Annotated in this window: 17 protein-coding genes; 4 read left to right on the forward strand and 13 right to left on the reverse strand. The window is 48.3% G+C overall.

Translation table 11 applies throughout. The features are described 5' to 3' along the window. Positions 1–33: 33 nt before the first annotated feature. The 4 genes from KZ771_RS09305 to nudC all read right to left on the reverse strand — a co-directional run bounded on the left by KZ771_RS09305 (position 34) and on the right by nudC (position 6,255). Complete coding sequence (locus KZ771_RS09305; RefSeq protein WP_133539399.1) at positions 34–3,132, reverse strand: efflux RND transporter permease subunit; 3,099 nt, start codon at positions 3,130–3,132, stop codon at positions 34–36. Between the two features lie 3 nt (positions 3,133–3,135). Beyond that, on the reverse strand, positions 3,136–4,191 hold the full coding sequence (locus KZ771_RS09310; RefSeq protein WP_290571214.1) for an efflux RND transporter periplasmic adaptor subunit: 1,056 nt from the start codon (positions 4,189–4,191) through the stop codon (positions 3,136–3,138). A gap of 142 nt (positions 4,192–4,333) precedes the next feature. Continuing rightward, entirely contained in the window at positions 4,334–5,404 is a 1,071-nt protein-coding gene (gene hemE, locus KZ771_RS09315; protein ID WP_290653039.1) for a uroporphyrinogen decarboxylase, read from the reverse strand. Between the two features lie 44 nt (positions 5,405–5,448). Beyond that, positions 5,449–6,255 (reverse strand): NAD(+) diphosphatase, encoded by an 807-nt coding sequence (nudC, locus tag KZ771_RS09320; RefSeq protein WP_290653041.1) that lies wholly within the window; start codon positions 6,253–6,255, stop codon positions 5,449–5,451. A gap of 90 nt (positions 6,256–6,345) precedes the next feature. Between nudC and rsd the strand changes: the two genes are divergently transcribed. After that, positions 6,346–6,822 carry a sigma D regulator gene (rsd, locus tag KZ771_RS09325; RefSeq protein WP_290571208.1) on the forward strand — a complete coding sequence of 159 codons (477 nt, stop codon included), beginning with the start codon at positions 6,346–6,348 and terminating at the stop codon, positions 6,820–6,822. A 57-nt stretch (positions 6,823–6,879) separates the two neighbouring features. Here the strand turns inward: rsd and fkpA are convergent, their stop codons facing one another. Continuing rightward, entirely contained in the window at positions 6,880–7,650 is a 771-nt protein-coding gene (gene fkpA / locus KZ771_RS09330; protein ID WP_290653043.1) for an FKBP-type peptidyl-prolyl cis-trans isomerase, read from the reverse strand. A gap of 95 nt (positions 7,651–7,745) precedes the next feature. Here fkpA and KZ771_RS09335 point away from each other — a divergent pair, with 95 nt between their 5' ends. From KZ771_RS09335 to KZ771_RS09345, 3 genes are read left to right on the forward strand one after another with little or no spacing between them, the layout of a single operon-like run. Further along, entirely contained in the window at positions 7,746–8,747 is a 1,002-nt protein-coding gene (locus KZ771_RS09335) for a hypothetical protein (RefSeq protein ID WP_133539405.1), read from the forward strand. 4 nt (positions 8,748–8,751) lie between these two features. Further along, positions 8,752–8,982 (forward strand): SlyX family protein, encoded by a 231-nt coding sequence (locus KZ771_RS09340; protein ID WP_290571202.1) that lies wholly within the window; start codon positions 8,752–8,754, stop codon positions 8,980–8,982. A 54-nt stretch (positions 8,983–9,036) separates the two neighbouring features. Continuing rightward, on the forward strand, positions 9,037–9,936 hold the full coding sequence (locus KZ771_RS09345; RefSeq protein ID WP_290571200.1) for a phosphoribulokinase: 900 nt from the start codon (positions 9,037–9,039) through the stop codon (positions 9,934–9,936). Here the strand turns inward: KZ771_RS09345 and rlmJ are convergent, their stop codons facing one another. The 8 genes from rlmJ to KZ771_RS09385 all read right to left on the reverse strand — a co-directional run bounded on the left by rlmJ (position 9,937) and on the right by KZ771_RS09385 (position 17,351). Continuing rightward, entirely contained in the window at positions 9,937–10,803 is an 867-nt protein-coding gene (gene rlmJ, locus KZ771_RS09350; RefSeq protein WP_290653046.1) for a 23S rRNA (adenine(2030)-N(6))-methyltransferase RlmJ, read from the reverse strand. It lies immediately after the preceding gene. Further along, positions 10,800–11,219: an OsmC family protein gene (locus tag KZ771_RS09355; RefSeq protein WP_243734500.1), complete on the reverse strand. Its 420-nt coding sequence runs from the start codon at positions 11,217–11,219 to the stop codon at positions 10,800–10,802. The genes rlmJ and KZ771_RS09355 overlap by 4 nt, the downstream gene beginning before the upstream one ends. A 10-nt stretch (positions 11,220–11,229) precedes the next feature. Continuing rightward, positions 11,230–11,571 (reverse strand): DUF3802 family protein, encoded by a 342-nt coding sequence (locus KZ771_RS09360; protein WP_133539409.1) that lies wholly within the window; start codon positions 11,569–11,571, stop codon positions 11,230–11,232. A 12-nt stretch (positions 11,572–11,583) separates the two neighbouring features. Beyond that, entirely contained in the window at positions 11,584–13,053 is a 1,470-nt protein-coding gene (astD, locus tag KZ771_RS09365) for a succinylglutamate-semialdehyde dehydrogenase (protein WP_290571195.1), read from the reverse strand. Between the two features lie 29 nt (positions 13,054–13,082). Further along, a complete protein-coding gene (gene astA / locus KZ771_RS09370; RefSeq protein WP_290653048.1) occupies positions 13,083–14,108 on the reverse strand; it encodes an arginine N-succinyltransferase in 1,026 nt (341 codons plus the stop codon). Between the two features lie 15 nt (positions 14,109–14,123). Then, positions 14,124–15,347 carry an aspartate aminotransferase family protein gene (locus KZ771_RS09375; RefSeq protein WP_133539412.1) on the reverse strand — a complete coding sequence of 408 codons (1,224 nt, stop codon included), beginning with the start codon at positions 15,345–15,347 and terminating at the stop codon, positions 14,124–14,126. A 215-nt stretch (positions 15,348–15,562) separates the two neighbouring features. Beyond that, positions 15,563–16,738: an HDOD domain-containing protein gene (locus KZ771_RS09380; protein WP_290571189.1), complete on the reverse strand. Its 1,176-nt coding sequence runs from the start codon at positions 16,736–16,738 to the stop codon at positions 15,563–15,565. Between the two features lie 19 nt (positions 16,739–16,757). Continuing rightward, the gene (locus tag KZ771_RS09385) at positions 16,758–17,351 is read right to left on the reverse strand and encodes an aminodeoxychorismate/anthranilate synthase component II (protein ID WP_290653050.1); all 594 of its coding nucleotides are present in this window, start codon (positions 17,349–17,351) and stop codon (positions 16,758–16,760) included. Positions 17,352–17,353: the final 2 nt, after the last annotated feature.

Raw genomic sequence — 17,353 nt, forward strand, 5'->3', positions numbered from 1 at the left:
CCCCTTTTAACTTACTCAATTTGCCGCAGCGTTTTAGCTGTGATGGTCGGGATAGTCTTCCTGCATAGATTCCAGGCGTCGGGTAAGTGCTAATGGTGATGTTGTTTTCTTAGCCATCAACAAGTAAAGCGCCGGAATTACAAACAGAGTTAAAAACGCCGATACAGCAACCCCGGAAAATATAACAATACCAATAACCATACGGCTCTCATGCCCCGGACCTGACCCCAGAATAAGCGGTAGTGCGCTCATTAGAGTGGTAAATGCAGTCATAACGATAGGGCGAAGACGCTGTTGCGACGCGCGTAACACAGCCTCTTTAAAATCTAAGCCGGCATCACGCAACTGGTTGGCAAATTCGACAATCAAAATACCATTTTTAGCCGCCAGACCGATTAACATCACAATGCCGATTTGGGAGTAAATATTAATGGTTTGCCCGGTAACGTAAAGGCCAATAAATGCGCCGACAATTGCCATGGGTACCGCCAGCATAATAACCAGCGGATGCACGAAGCTCTCAAATTGCGCCGCCAATACCAGAAATGTGATTACCAGGGCCAGTCCAAACACAAAAATGATTGAGCTGCCACTTTCCTGATAAAGCTGCGATTCGCCCTTATAATCAATGGATACATCTTCCGGCAATTTCTCATCGACTACCCCTTCCAGAAAACTGAGCGCCTCACCCAGTGAATAACCTTCTGCAAGGTTTGCTTCGATGGTCACGCTGCGCATTCGGTTATAGCGATTAAGCTGTCCGGAAGTAGCCTTTTCACTAATATTGACCACGTTAGACAGCGGAATTAACTCGCCGCTACGGCTTGAGCGTACGTAAATGTTATCGATAGCTGCCGGACTGCGGTAGTCAGCTTTCTCGCCTTCCAGCATCACATAATATTCTTCACCGCGATCAAGATAGGTGGTTACCCGTCGCTGCCCAAGGATCGATTGTAAGGTAATACCGATATCCTGTACCGACACACCTAAATCAGCAGCCCGGGCTTCGTCTACTTCGATCAATAACTGCGGCAATGTTTCTTTATAATCGCTATCGACTTCCTGCAAACCCGGATTAGTCATCGCCTCTTCGATAACAATATCCCGGTATTGTGCCAGCTGCTCATAGGTATTGCCCTGCAGTACAAACTGAACCGGGCGGCCGCCACCACCACTAATACCACTGCGCATAAAGGCAAAGGCCTGTACACCGACAACCTGGTTAAGTTTGCTGCGCATCTCTTCCATCAGTTCGAACGTCGACCATTCGCGCTCTTCAAACGGAATAGCACCGACAATGGCAATACCGGCAGAGCCACCCCAGCCTGGCGCCCGCACAATGACACGGTCAATTTTATTTTGATCAAGGTACGGCAACAGTATTTGCTCAATTTCATCCATATGACGAGAGTTTGATTCAAAACTCGCACCCTCAGCGCCACGGATACTAATGTAAAACGTGCCTCGGTCTTCTGGTGGCGCAAACTCCTGGGGGATGAGTTTAAGTGCGCCAAAGCTAACAACACCCGCCATGATGACTAATATCAGGGCAAAAATCGGTCGCGCAACACTCGCCTCCAGCACCTTGCGATAGCTTTTCTCCAGCCACGAAAATACCGCGTCAAACGCCTTACCAAATTTGCTACTGCGCTCTTTATGGCTTAGTACCTTTGAACTTAGCATCGGCGTTAACGTCAACGCCGCAATGCTCGAAAACGCAACCGCCGCCGCTATGGCTAAAGCAAACTCCGTAAACAGCTTACCAATGTTACCTTCCAAAAAGGCTAACGGTACAAATACACTGATTAGCACTAAGGTTGTTGCAACAACTGCAAAACCAACTTCACGTGCGCCGCGGTAAGCAGCCAACAGAGGCGGTTCGCCCGACTCAATGCGGCGATAAATGTTCTCCAGCACTACAATAGAGTCATCGACCACCAGGCCAATCGCAAGCACCAGCGCCAGCAGCGTCAACAGGTTTATCGAAAAGCCTAAAGCAAATAATACAATATAGGAGGCGATAATCGCGACCGGAACGGTGAGCGCCGGAATGATGGTGGCACGGACATTACCGAGGAATAAGTATATCACCACCACCACTAAGCACATGGCGATTAATAATGTGTTGTATACCTCGTCGATTGAACCCTGAATGAAAATCGATGAGTCATAACTGGTCGCCAGATACATGGTTTCAGGAAGCGTTTTTTCCAGCCGCTCCATCTCTTGCCGGACATTTTCGACAACTGACAGCGTATTGGCTTTGGATTGTTTAATAATGCCAATACCGACCATGTTAACGCCGTTACCGCGGAAGTCGGTTTTATCATCTTCGGCACCGAGTTCGACACGTGCTATTTCTCCCAGCCTTACCAGGTACCCGTCGTCTCCCCGGCGCACGACAAGGTTTTTAAAGTCCTCTTCGGATAGATAAGCACGCGCCATGCGCACCGAGAATTCGCGTTCGGTCGATTCAACCTGGCCCGCGGGCAGCTCAATATTTTCTTCCCGCAGTCGGCTGACAATATCGGTAACTGTTACATCGCGGGCTGCCATAGCGTCACGATCAAGCCATACACGCATCGCGTAGCGGCGGTCACCGCCAATCCGAACTCGCGCCACACCATCGACTACCGCTAAGCGATCGACAATGTAGCGTTCGGCGTAATCGGTAAGCTCCAGAATCGACATGCTTTCGCTGCGCAGGTTGTACCAAACCACAGTGGTTTCATCTGAGGAAGCTTTTGAGACTTCAGGCGGGTCGGATTCTTCCGGCAGGTTGTCAAGGGCCCGGGAGACACGCTCGCGCACGTCGTTTGAGGCCGCGTCGATATCACGTGTTAAATTAAACTCGATGCTGATATTAGAATAACCCGGACGGCTACTGGAACTAATATTCTTAATCCCTTCGATACCACTAATACGCTCTTCGATCAGCTGCGTAATTTGCGTCTCGACGACTTCTGCAGACGCTCCCGGATAGTCTGTGCTGACACTTACTACCGGCGCGTCGATATCAGGAAACTCACGCAGTGGCAGCATAGTAAACGCGACAATGCCGAAAATTAGCAAGAGCACGTTTATAACCGTGGCGAAAACCGGACGCTTTACCGAAACATCAGATAAAAACACGTATTAATCCTCCCGCACGCTTACGGGAACACCATCGCGAAGGCGCACCAAGCCCTCCACTATTACCTTATCACCCGGCTCTACACCTTCAGTAATTTCTACAATTCCCGGCTTCCGGCGGCCTATAACCACTTCGACCTGCTTAGCACTGCCATCAGGCATCAACTTAAACACGTACTGCCGGTTTTGTATTGGCATCAGCGCCTTCTCAGGCAGCAACAAGGTTTTATCAATGCTACGTAGCAAAATGATCTGTAATAGCATGCCGGGTCGCAACAAATCGTCACTGTTAGGCAGTTGCGCACGCACGCGAACTGATCGAGTTACCGGATCCACGCGAGAATCGATACTGGTAATACGACCGACGAATTGCTGGCCAGGATAGGCACGGTTGCGCGCGATAACTTCCTGATCAACAGCTAAGCTGGCAAAGTACCGCTCAGGAACACTGAAATCGACTTTTATCGGAGTAATATCATCTAAAGTGGTAAATACGTCGCCAGGCGAAACTAGCGCGCCCGGGCTAACTTCACGAATACCCACGCGGCCAGAAAAAGGTGCATAGATCTTCATCTCAGCGAGGGTTGCTTCCGCTACCTCAAGCTCAGCCTGCAGACCATTCACCCTAACTTGCTGCTCTTCTACCTGTTGCTGAGAAGCTGCATTTCCGCGACGAAGTTCATTGAGTCGTTTTAGTTGGCGCTCCGCTTCACCCAAACTAAACTCTAACTGTTGCACGCGGGCAATCTCTTTACGCGCGTTAAGTTCTGCCAGCAGTTGTCCTTGTTCTACAAAGTCACCGCTATCAAAATAAATTTTTTCGACAACTTCCTGGGTTTGCGAGGTGATTGCCACGGTCTCGTTCGCTTGTGCCGTTCCTAACGCCTCGATAACATCACGAAACTCACTAATTTCGGCAGTTTGCACGCGAACCGGTACACTGGGTTGCTCACGCGCCTGATTTTCCTGTTTAGGTGGAAAAGCAAAAAAATACACAGCTAGCGCTATCAATACAATAACGATTATCGTGAGCGGGTTTATCCAGGAACGTCGGGCCATGCTTACCTCTAGGCATTAATAAACTGATGTTACTGTACCTATTGTACGCAAAACACCGCCATGTAGGCGGTGTTTCTAACGAGGATTACAGGGTGTTAATCGCAAAATAGTTAGCTTTTTAACAAACTTTACTCAGCTGCAATCATTTATGATACTGCGGGCTATGCTTATGAATCGCTTCTATAAAGGCACCCGCATGCTCCGGATCTACTTCAGGGTGAATACCATGACCCAAATTAAAGATATGTCCGGTACCCTCGCCAAAGCTTGCCAGAATCGTTTTAACTTCATCTTCGATACGAGCCGGGCTGGCATATAGTACACTCGGATCCATATTACCCTGTAGGGCTACCTGGTCACCAACCCGTGCCCGCGCGTCACCTAAATCGGTGGTCCAATCGACACCCAGACCGGTCGTCCCGGTAGCGGCCATGGCCTCTAACCACTGACCACCATTTTTAGTGAATAGCGTAACCGGAACCGTTCGCCCTTCTGACTCTTTGGTTAAACCGTTTACGATTTTCTCCATATAAGTCAGTGAGAAAAGTTTATAATCGCGCGGCGACAATACTCCGCCCCAGGTGTCGAATACCATCACTGATTGCGCACCGGCTTCAATTTGAGCATTGAGGTAGTCGATAACTGAGTCCGCCAAGACATCTAATAGTTTGTGCATTGCTTCTGGCTCAGCAAACATTAACTGCTTAACTTTAGAGAAGTTCTTGGTACTACCACCTTCGACCATATAGGTCGCCAGCGTCCAGGGGCTACCCGAAAAGCCAATCAAGGGGACATTACCTTGTAATTCTTGACGGATCAGGCTGACGGCATCGGTTACATAGCGTAAGTCTGAACCCATATCCGGGACAGCCAACTGTTCAATTTGCTCTACGGACGTGATCGGCTTAGCAAACTTTGGCCCCTCACCGGTCTCAAAATATAGCTCTAAGCCCATTGCGTCAGGAATCGTCAAAATATCACTAAATAAAATGGCCGCATCTAAGTCATAGCGACGCAGCGGTTGCAACGTGACTTCACAAGCAAGCTCAGTATTACGACACAGTGACATAAAATCGCCGGCCTGCGCTCGTGTAGCCTTGTATTCTGGCAAGTAACGACCCGCTTGACGCATCATCCAGACCGGCGTCCGGTCGACGGGTTGCTTCATTAACGCGCGTAAATAGCGATCATTTTTTAGTACCGGCTTATGCATTATTAAGTTTCCAGTTTTACAACAAGTAAGCGCAGATTTTACCACTATTGGCTAGTTTTGCCGATAGCCTTTTCTATCAGGGTTCGGGCAATAGTACCAGCCGGCGGAATAGGTGGAAGGTTATCAAACTCAAACCAATCGCCAGTTACCAACTCATACGGATCAATGTGTAATTCGCCGCCTGCCCACTCAGCTGTATAGCCCATCATAAGCGAGTGTGGGAAAGGCCAGGGTTGGCTTAAATGATAGGTTATATTTTTTACTTCAATCCCCGCTTCTTCGTGTACTTCTCTTTGTAAGGCCTGCTCGAGTGATTCACCTGCCTCGACAAAACCAGCGAGAATCGAATACATGCCCTGCTTGTGGCGTTTACCCTGCGCTAACAGGAGCTTGTCACCCTTGGTAATCGCCACGATGATACATGGCGACACGCGCGGGTAACAACGATGCTGACACTGCTGACAGTGCATGGCGAGTTCCCAATCTACGGCTTGCATGCGACTGCCACAGCGGCCACAGAACCGATGTGTGTTTACAAAGTCACTGAACTGCCGCGCACGTCCGGCTATGGCGAATTTTTCTAAATCATGCGCATCCAACAACGTACGCAGAGAGTTAAAAGAGCCGCCGACAAAGCTGTCATCTAAATAGTCTGCCATGATCAGGTAACAGGCTCGCTCCCTGAGTTCGCCAATAAATATCACTTTGTATTTAGTCAGGTCCGGAAACGGTAAATCCTGTAGACATCCGAAGGGTAAATCATTATCGTCTGTTAGGAAGATTTGATCTGAACTAATAATGCACCACCAGGCAGGCTCATCGGCCGCGGGGCGGGAATAAGGCTTTACCATAAAAGGCTCCTATGGTCAGATCAGTAAACTGAAAACTTTGTGTCATGGTTAGTTGTGATTGTGACAGATAACCGTTGTTCGGAGAAGCACATGTTAAGGAAAGGCGAACACGCCAAAAAAAAGTGGGGCGGAGCTAACGATAGTATTGATCAGTGGTTGACTGAACGTCAGGACCTGTTGGTTAACTACTTTAAGCTGGCCGCTCTCCCTCCGTACGAAACGGTGCGAAATGGGTTACCGGATATTACTGACATCCGGGAGTTTTGTGGTCAGCTCGTTGATTATGTCTCCAGCGGACATTTTGAAATTTATGGGCAGTTGATTAATGCGGGTAAAGACCACCATGTTCAGTTGGATGATTTAATGGACAACTTATTTCCATTGATTTCGGATACCACAGATATCGCCCTGGATTTTAACGATACCTACGGTCAAGTGGATAACAACAGTGACCTTAACAAGTTTGACCGCGATTTATCTGCGCTAGGCGAAGCGATTGAGCTGAGAATGGAATTTGAAGATCAATTGCTAAACCACCTGCACGAGAACGAGTTACTAAAGCGCTGACTTGATACGAAAAATGCCGGCAATTGCCGGCATTTTTTATGGAACGCGAACACACTTTTAGTTTGTCTCGTCACCTGCAGTTGCATCAGCCTCAGCGGGTTGCTGGTCCTTTACGTCCAGTAACTCAACGGTAAAAATCAATGTTGAGTTCGGTGGGATCTGACCACCACCCACTTCACGTTCACCGTAGGCAAGCTCTGCCGGGATAACAAAACGATACTTTGCTCCCTCTTGCATCAATTGCAGACCTTCAGTCCAGCCAGGGATAACTCGGTTTAACGGGAATACAGTTGGTTCGCCGCGCTCGTAAGAGCTATCGAATACTTCTCCGTTGACCAGCGTCCCTTCATAATGAACTTCTACCGTATCTTCAGCTGCCGGGCTGGTGCCGTCACCGGCTTCCAGCACTTCATATTGCAGTCCTGACTCAGTTACCGTAACGCCTTCTTTTTTGGCGTTTTCAGCCTGATACGCTTCGCCTTGCTCCGCTGCTTTTGAGCCCAATACGTTTTGACGTTGTTCCATCACTGTAGAACGCAAATCGTTCAACAGTTTTTCTGCTTCTTCTTCGTCCAGTTTCACTTCGCCTTTTACAGCATCAACGAAACCGGCAATAACCATATTGCGGTCTAACATCACTTCCGCTTCTTCTTGCTGGTCAAGGTTACGACCAACGAAACGTCCGACGGATGAGCCTAACGCATACGCTTGTTTTTGTTCTTCCGTTTTTAGTTCTTCCTGGCTCACTGGGTATTGTTCTTGTTGTGAACATGCCGCCAACGCTAAAGTAAGAGCCGACAGCGCTAAAGGCTTTATCACTCGATTCATGTTTTTCTCCAATTCTCGTCCCGTAAATGACCGGACTATGCCATAATTCCTAAATGAGGTCAGCACCATACTACACAACCAAAGGAAGCTTGCCCATGACTTTTCTTGACAAAGTACGTGCGGCTTTTGCTGTCGCATTGGTCGGCATAACTGCAACTGCCTGCTCTCCGGCGCCTGATAAAGTGCATCAGAAAATCCATGCGCAGCAAGGGAGCTATGTTGCTGACATTGCCGATACCGGTGAATTCAGCGTCGTTTCAACCAACGAAAATGGTCTGTTGCTGTGGCCCCGTTATGCTAACGATCCCAAATTTCAGTGGCAGCACGATGACGACACCTCACAAATTATTGCTATCGATGCCAGCTTTGATGGCAGCGTAGTCGCCTCAGCCACACGTATCGAATTTGCGCTTTGGGATGCGCAAAGTGGTGAAAATTTAGGTTTTTGGAAAGTCGGCCAGGGCGGCATACAAGATATTGCCGTCAGTGATGGCGGCAGCACAATTGTACTGGCTAAGCGCGATGGCACCCAGATAGCCTTTAATCCTGCCTCTGGTCGACGCATCGAGTTCTATGGACATACTGAGCGAGTCAACGCTGTCGATGTTTCTGCCAACGGCTTCTACGTGCTAAGTGGCAGTAATGATGCATCAGCCATTTTATGGGATACCCGCAGCGGACAAATCGTTCATCGATGGGAACACAAGAACCGGGTGACCCAGATAGCCCTTCACCCCGAAGCTAAGTATGTGTTTACTTCGGGCAGTACCGACAATGCTATTATATGGTCGTTACCCGGCGGCGATGAACACAGCAGACTACAATTTATCGACCGCCAGAAGATTTTCAGCGCGGCGCGTTTTAGCGCTTCGGGGGAGCTGTTAATCACCGGTGCTCCATCACGCCGTGTTACACTCTGGGCCACCGAAACTGGCGAATCGCTGAAACATTGGAACGTCGACCTGGTTGAGCAACGAAATCCCAACAGTGCGGTTGTTTTAGCCGTACATTATTACGAAACCGAAAACGTGTTACTTACAGAAAGTTCTGCCGGCCTTGCCGAATGGTGGCAGTTAAACGACGATTGGAAGCAGTAAAATTATGACTGATAGTATGGCGTTATTAACACGCATAGAGCATCTCGAAAGTCAGCTCACGTTCCAGGAAGATACCATTGAGTCTCTCAATCAACTCGTTACTCAACAGAATAGAGAGTTAACCGAAATCCACGAGCGTTTGCGCTGGCTGGGCCGGAAGGTAAGCCAGTTACAAAATGGCGACAATGGACCTGAGTCTGACCCCAGCCAAGAACCACCGCCACCACATTATTGAATCCCATCGTCGGGTCAGGTATAACAGATGTTCACTTTTTGTTATTGAGCGTCTATGTCTGCTAAACACCCTATTATTGCGGTAACCGGTTCATCCGGCGCCGGAACTACCACGACTGGACAAGCTGTACGACACATATTCCGCTCGCTGGATGTGTCTGCCGCATTTGTCGAGGGCGATAGTTTTCACCGCTACTCACGTCCCGAGATGGAACTTGCTATCCGCAAGGCTCAGGAGCAAGGCAAACATATTAGTTATTTTGGTCAGGAAGCCAATGACTTTGAACGACTTCAGGATCTATTTCAGCATTATGGGAAGTCTGGTCAAGGTGAAATAAGGCGTTACCTGCACACCTTTGACGACGCCGTTCCATACAATCAAATGCCCGGAACTTTTACTCCCTGGGAAGAACTACCGAACGATACCGATGTACTTTTTTATGAAGGGTTACATGGTGGCGTATCCGGCGAGGGATATGACGTGGCACGCCATGTCGACTTGCTCATTGGCATGGTGCCTATCGTTAACCTTGAGTGGATTCAAAAGCTAATTCGCGATACACAAGATCGAGGCCACTCGCGAGAAGCCGTTACCACAAGTATTGTGCGCAGTATGGAAGACTACATTCACCACATCGTGCCGCAATTTTCTCGTACCCACATCAACTTTCAGCGCGTACCAACCGTTGATACCTCAAACCCATTTAGCGCTAAAGATATTCCGTCGCTGGATGAGAGCTTTGTGGTGATTCGGTTCAGGGGCATTAAAAATGTCGACTTTCCCTACTATTTGCAAATGATAGAAGGTGCGTTTATGTCACGCACCAATACACTGGTGGTACCCGGAGGAAAGATGGCGCTGGCAATGGAGCTGATCTTAACGCCGTTAATTGAGCAAATTATGGAACGTAAACTAAAAGCCCGCACACAACTCGACTGGATAAGTTCGAAGTAATCAAGACTCTTCAACCAGCCAACGGCAGCTTGCACTTGCACCTGCACTTTGGCCCAGTAGGTTTTGCAAAAACGGAAGGATCTGATCCAGTTCGTTAACCACTCCAAAAGGCGGGTTAAGCCAGACAAAACCACAACCACTAAGCCCGCTGGCTTCGTCAGGTGTGCGAATCATTAATTCAATTAGCAGTGTTTTCGGCACGTTTTCAAGTGCCGCAACATTGTCATAAAAAGCCGCGGTTTTTACCGGATCCTTGATTGGAAACCACACTGCATAGCTGCCGCTTTGCCAACGTTTTAGCGCAGCGTTTAGTGCTGTAACAACCTGATCATATTCGTCAGTTTGCTCAAATGGCGGATCGATCAATACCAAACCACGTTTTTCGCGCGGCGGAAGCTTGGCACTCAGCGCCTGATAGCCATCCTGGGGAGCCAACACTTCCAATTTTGCCTGCGTTTTTAATGGCGCAAGATTGGTTTTTAAGGTAGTAGCATCATCGCGATGTAACTCGCATACAATGAGTCGATCCCCCGCGCGCATCAAGGCTTGACTAAGCCAGGGTGAGCCAGGGTATTGGGTAATGTCACTCGGCGCGCTATCTGCGTTAAGCTGTTTAACACAAGCCACGAAATCATCAGTAAAACCTGGTAAGTCTTGCGCTTCTAAAAGACGCAAAATACCTTGCTCAAATTCCTGTGTTTTCTGTGCCTCTTCACCGCTTAAATTATATCGGCCAATACCGCCATGCGTATCCATTACCATGTAAGGCTTGGTTTTTTTATTCAAATAAACCAAGGCACGCGTGAGTAGCAAATGTTTGAACACATCAGCAAAATTGCCGGCGTGATAGCTATGACGATAATTCATGCAGCGTGAATAACGTAACCATGGCTCATTGCAACACTGGCCTCAAGCATTTTAGCTACCGAGCAATATTTATCTGCTGACAGCTGCACCGCTCGTTCCACGTGCTTTTCGGCAATATCATGGCCAGTGACATGAAATTCCAGATGAATAGACTTAAATACATTGGGTGTTTCACCGACACGCTCACCGGTAACTTTGCATTCACAGCGAGTGACCTGCTGACGCGCTTTTTCGAGAATACTGACAACGTCCACAGACGCACAACTACCGGCCGCCATTAACACCACTTCCATTGGGCTAGGAGCGGTGCCCGGACTGTTTCCGTCTAAAACCACTTGATGTCCGCTACCGGACTCCGCAACAAAGGTTAAATCATCAACCCATTTTACCGCTGCGGTCATGCGATTATCCGCCATGCTGACTTCCCTAATGATTGAGCTTTTGATCGAATAGGTTTTTTACTAAACCTACAAATTCCAACACGAACTCTTCTTGTTCTGCGGTAGGATGATTGTTGAGGACACTGGATAACACTTCTTCTAAGTCGTACATGATGGCATCAGCTTCACGCACAATGTCCAGCCGTGTCTCCTGTTCAAGATCATTTTGCTCAAATACTGCCATCATACTTTCGCCAAGCTTCTCTTCGAGTAGCTCACGTAGCGTGTAATCAGCTGTACTTGTTGCACCTTTGTTCTGAGCAAACAACGGTAGCTGGCCCGTTAAATATTGGACCAGCTCGATGTATCCATCGGTTTCAACAATCATAAGTTGCCTTGATTAAAATTTTAATCCCGGCGCTAAGGTTTCTGGCATAGACTGGCTCTCAGCCTCTACCGAGGCAACCGGATACGAGCAGTAATCTGCTGCATAGTAAGCACTGGCACGGTGGTTACCACTTGCCCCAATACCGCCAAACGGTGCCGCACTACTGGCTCCCGTAATCGGTTTATTCCAGTTTACTATACCAGCACGAATATGCTTGAAGAAGTAACGATAGGTTTCTTCATCGTCGCACAAAATACCAGCCGATAAACCATAGCGCGTGTTGTTCGCTTCTTTTATTGCGTCATCCAACTTGGTGAAGCGATACACTTTTAGTAAAGGTCCAAAGTATTCCTCATCAGGAATATTTTCAATACCCGTTACATCCACAATACCGGGTGTTACAAATCCGGTTTGCGTATCACGGTGAGTCGATTTTACCAACGACTTACCACCTAAACGCACCAGCTCATTATGTGCATCGGCCATTCCTGCCGCAGCTTTAGCAGAAATCATCGCGCCCATAAACGGCTGTGGCTCTGCTTCGTAGTCATCGACAACAATGTTTTTGGTCACTTCGACTAAGCGATCAAGTACTGCCTGACCTTTTTCACCGGCTTCTATAAACAGCCGACGTGCGCATGTGCAGCGTTGACCTGAGGTAATATAAGCTGACTGAACGATGTTATGAACAGCCGCATCTACGTCTGATACATTGGTAACGATAAGTGGGTTATTTCCACCCATTTCTAAAGCCAGAATCTTATCGGGACGGCCGCCAAACTGCTTGTGTAATAAATGCCCGGTGTTAGACGAGCCGGTAAAGTACAAACCATCAATTTGCGGATGCGCCGACAACGCTTTACCGGTGTCAACTTCGCCCTGAACCAAATTAAGGACTCCGGCAGGAATACCGGCTTTCTCCCATAATTTTACTGTGAACTCAGCGACTTTGGGGGTTAATTCTGACGGTTTGAATACCACTGTATTGCCGGCAATAAGCGCGGGCACAATGTGGCCGTTCGGCAAATGGCCGGGGAAGTTATAGGGCCCATAAACAGCAACGACGCCATGCGGTTTATGACGAATAAAGGCTTTTGCGCCGGGCATTTCGTTTTCTACCGTGCCAGTGCGTTCTTTGTATGCACGCTCGGAAATTGCTACTTTGCCGATCATTGCACCAACTTCGGTACGGGTTTCCCATAAAGGCTTACCTGTCTCTTCGGCCATCACACGCGCTAAATCTTCTTTATTTTCGCCCAGTAGTTCGGAGAAACGCTGACAAATTGCCAAGCGTTCATCAAAACTACGCGTAGACCACTCGGGAAACGCTTTTCTCGCTGCTATGACGGCACTTTCTACCTGGCTGTCATCAGCAGATTCACCTGACCAGACAGCCGTATTGCGGGCCGGATCAATTGAGGAAAATGTTTTACCTTTACCGGCTGACCAACAGCCATCAATAAACTGTACACTGGAACTCATTTGCTGATCTCCTGTTACAACGCGACGGGTTATAGCGCAACAATGCGCGCATCGTCGCCATGTTCTAAATTTAAATGTCGTGCCTGCTCACCGGTTAACGCTAATGAATCGATACCGGGCTTACATTGCACTTGAGCAGCACGGAATGCTTGCAGCTTGGTATTGCAGACAATATGCGGCTGCAGGTCGTCACCTTTCGCTGCTTCGTTAACAATCTCAACGGGCACGACTCTGCTATTACGTACACTGCGTAAATTGCAAACTTCTGCTTCAACTGTGGGGCCGGCGTCGAAAATATCGACAAAACCGCGAAAGCGGAACCCTTCCGATTCGAGTAACCGCAGCGCCGGACGCGTATTATCATGAACTTTGCCGATTACAGCGCGAGCTTGCTCAGACAACAAACTGGTGTATATCGGAAAACGCGGCATTAACTCCGCAATAAATACCTTATCACCCACACCACTTAAATAGTCGGCTTTAGGGAAGTCCATAGAAAAGAAGTGCTGCTCCAGCCACTGCCAAAAAGGCGAGTCACCATTTTCATCAGAGACTCCTCGCATTTCCGCAATAACCCAGTCGCTGAACCGTTGTTTAAACTGCGCCAAAAATAACATACGAAAACGCGACAAAGTGCGTCCGTTAAGGCTATGCCGATAAGGTTCGCGTAAGAACAAAGTGCACAACTCCGACACCCCGGTGTAATCATTACACAGTGTCAGAGTTTCCAACGCATTATAAATATTGTGCTTCTCTGAGTGGTGCACCACTTTACCGAGCCTATAGTGCCAGAAAGCCTCAGTTAAGCCGACAGCTGCTTCAATGCCACTGACACCAGCGATCTCGCCACTCTCGGTGTCTTCCATGACAAACAAATACCCCTCGTCACCAGGTGCCTCGACATCCGCTTTTTTAAACGCTTCATTGGCGCGCGAAATGCGACGTTCCAGCAATGTCTGGTCAACAGGTAGCGACGTAAAGCCGTGTCCTGACTCTACAGCGCAACTGTAAAGAGCCTGATAATCGGCTGACTCGATCGGTCGGATCAGCAACATAATTCAGCTCCTTAATTAGCCGACAATTTGAGCAACTGCTTTCTCGAAGCGCTGCAGACCCTCTTTGATATCTTCCTGAGGAATAATCAATGACGGTGTTAATCGAATAACACTGGCGCCGGCAACCAATACCATTACGCCATGTTCCTGACCTGCCAGTAAAAAGTCGCGCGCGCGGCCTTCGTATTTTTCGCTCAACTCAGCACCCAACAAACAACCTTTACCGCGTACTTCTTTAAATACCTGATACTTTTCGTTAATTGCGTTGAGTTGCTCTTTCATCCACTGCTCACGTTGTTTAACACCGTTTAATACTTCGTCAGTATTAACAACATCAAGTACCGCCTCAGATACCGCACATGCTAGCGGGTTGCCGCCATAGGTGCTGCCATGGGTACCGGGTTTTAAGTGCTTCGCAATCGCGTCAGTCGTTAGCATAGCGCCAATCGGAAAGCCGCCGCCCAATGACTTCGCACTGGTTAAGATGTCCGGCGTAACACCCAACTGTTCATAGGCATACAGCGATCCTGTCCGACCAAAGCCTGTTTGAACTTCATCAAAAATGAGCAACGCATTATGTTGGTCACATAATTCGCGAACAGCTTTTACAAAGTCCATTTCGGGAGGCACAACACCGCCTTCACCCTGCAACGGCTCCATCATCACAGCACAGGTTTTGTCGGAGATTAACGCTTTTAATGCGTCGATATCGTTATAAGGTACATGCTCGATAGCACCGGGCTTGGGACCAAAACCCTCGGAGTAAGCAGGCTGTCCGCCAACTGTCACGGTAAAAAACGTACGTCCGTGGAAGCCTTTACTAAAAGCAATGATCTGCTGTTTTTCTTCGTTATGCTCTTCCAGTGCCCAGCGACGTGCTAGTTTTAATGCTGCTTCGTTTGCTTCGGCGCCCGAGTTGGCATAATAAACACGGTCAGCGAAGGTGGCATCAGTTAGCTTTTTGGCCAGGCGAATAGCCGGCTCGTTAGTAAAGACGTTGCTTAAATGCCAAAGTTTTTGGCTTTGTTCCTGCAACGCGCTGACCATAGCGGGGTGACAGTGGCCTAAGCAGTTAACCGCAATACCACCTGCAAAATCAATATACTCTTTTCCCTGCTGATCCCACACACGAGCTCCCTCGCCTTTTACCGGAATCATTTGGGCGGGGTTATAGTTTGGAACCATTACGTCGTTAAACATTTCACGCGTAATTGAATTTGCTTGTTGGTTAGCTGCCATTGCTCACTTCCTTATCGCTATCGCGAATTAATTTGATAAGAGTCATGGATTCATAATTTAGCCGCCCATTATGCCAAAATTTAACCGAATTGTCTGTTTTTATTGGAAGCTCAGGCTTTTAGTGGCGGGGGCTCGGTAAGATTTTCACAAGAACAGAATAAGTATTCACTCATGCGCCAATAAGGCGCATGAATAAGCATTTTCTAGCAACCGTGTTATTCCGGCACGATAACTTTGGGACGTTTGAGGTTGACGTTATTCAAGATTTTTACCCGCTCTGCATCAATATTGTGCTTTTTAAGCAGGTGCAGCCCCTCTTCTACCGACGCAAGATCGACTTCTCGCAGTAACCGATATTCACAAAAGGCATTCGCCTGCGCCAAAACCGCAGCATAATCAGTATAATCATCACGCGATTTCGCTTGGGTAAAACTTAGCAACTGCTGGCTGATCGGTACCCGTTGCAATCCCCAGCCCTCAGCCACCAGGTAACTGACTCGCTTATCCTGTTCGAGCATTAAATTGCGTAAAAAGCGCTCATCCGGTTTTAATTCGACCAGTGCATTGTGTTTGTCCGGCGTACTGTCTTTAATCGACTTCATTGCCATTTCACGTTGCACGTCATCAAAAACGCGCAAATAAAGCTTGGTCAATGCTATTTTACCCAATTCATGAAACATGCCGATGGTGTATGCCAGAACCGGGTCACGGAGGCCTTCCTGGGTGGCTATTTCATGCGCCAAAATAGCGGTACCCAAACTATGGTCCCAAACTTTGCGCCGAAATAGTGTAAACGGATGAGTCGAGGGTGGTAGCCAATATTGCATGATGTACGCGGGCGTCAGAATGCGCAGGTTTTCCGGCCCCATAAAGCTCATAGCCGTGCGTAAGCTCTCTACTTTTACTTGCTTTTGCTTGCGACGCTTATCAATAAAAGGCGGCTGGTTAACTGTTTTGAGCACGCCATTGTGAAACCAGTCCAATCCCTGTACAACGTTTTCTATACGCCGCATGGACGCTGCTTTAGTACTTAATATGTCCAGCAGCTCCGGAAGTTGCTCTGGCAACGGGATCAAGCGTTCACGTACATAATTTGCATCATCAATGCGTTCCAGGATGCGATGATAAATCGATTCATGAAGCTCGTCAGATATACGATCTAGGTATCGTTGACGCGCTTGTTTGAGACGTTGCCTCTCATCATGGTTGATTTGCTCGACTTGCAAAAGCCGACGCTTTTGCTCTTGTTCTTCGCCTTCTTTGCCATCTGCCTTATCACGACTTTTACGCGCAAAAGGGAAGCTAATCAAATAATTGATAAAGCGCTTCTCCAGTCGCACGGCTGGATCTTGGCTGCCACCCTCGGTGGATACTGCAAAAAAGTCATACATGCGTGTAAAACGCTCCCACTTAGCCTAACGTCAGGACAAAATTCTTTAATAGCTGATGACCCGCATGGGTCATCACCGATTCCGGATGAAATTGCACACCAAACAGCGCCATTTCACGATGTCTAATAGCCATAATTTCTCGCTCTGCTTCGCCGTCATCAGCCCAGGCGTCAACAATAAAATCTGACGGCACCGAGCTCGGCTTAACCACCAGCGAATGATATCGGGTCACCTGTAACGGACTGGCTATACCGTCGAATAACCCTTGCCCCGAGTGCGTAATCATTGAGGTCTTGCCGTGCATCACTCGCTGCGCGCGTATAATTTCTGCACCATAAGCTTGGGCCAGAGCCTGATGCCCCAGACACACGCCCAGAATAGGAAGCTCGCCGGCAAACTCGTTAATGGCCTGAAGCGAAATACCCGCTTCGTTCGGGGTACAAGGACCGGGCGAAATAACCAACCCCTGCATCGCCTTTTTATCTGCCAGCTCACGCAATTGTTGGATAGTTATCTGGTTGTTACGGTAAACTTGGACCGGAACATTCAACTCAACAAAATAGCGCGCTAAATTGTGCGAAAACGAATCATAATTGTCGATCAGCGCCAGCATAA

This window comes from Idiomarina sp., from assembly GCF_019431395.1.
Classification (GTDB): Bacteria; Pseudomonadota; Gammaproteobacteria; order Enterobacterales; family Alteromonadaceae; genus Idiomarina.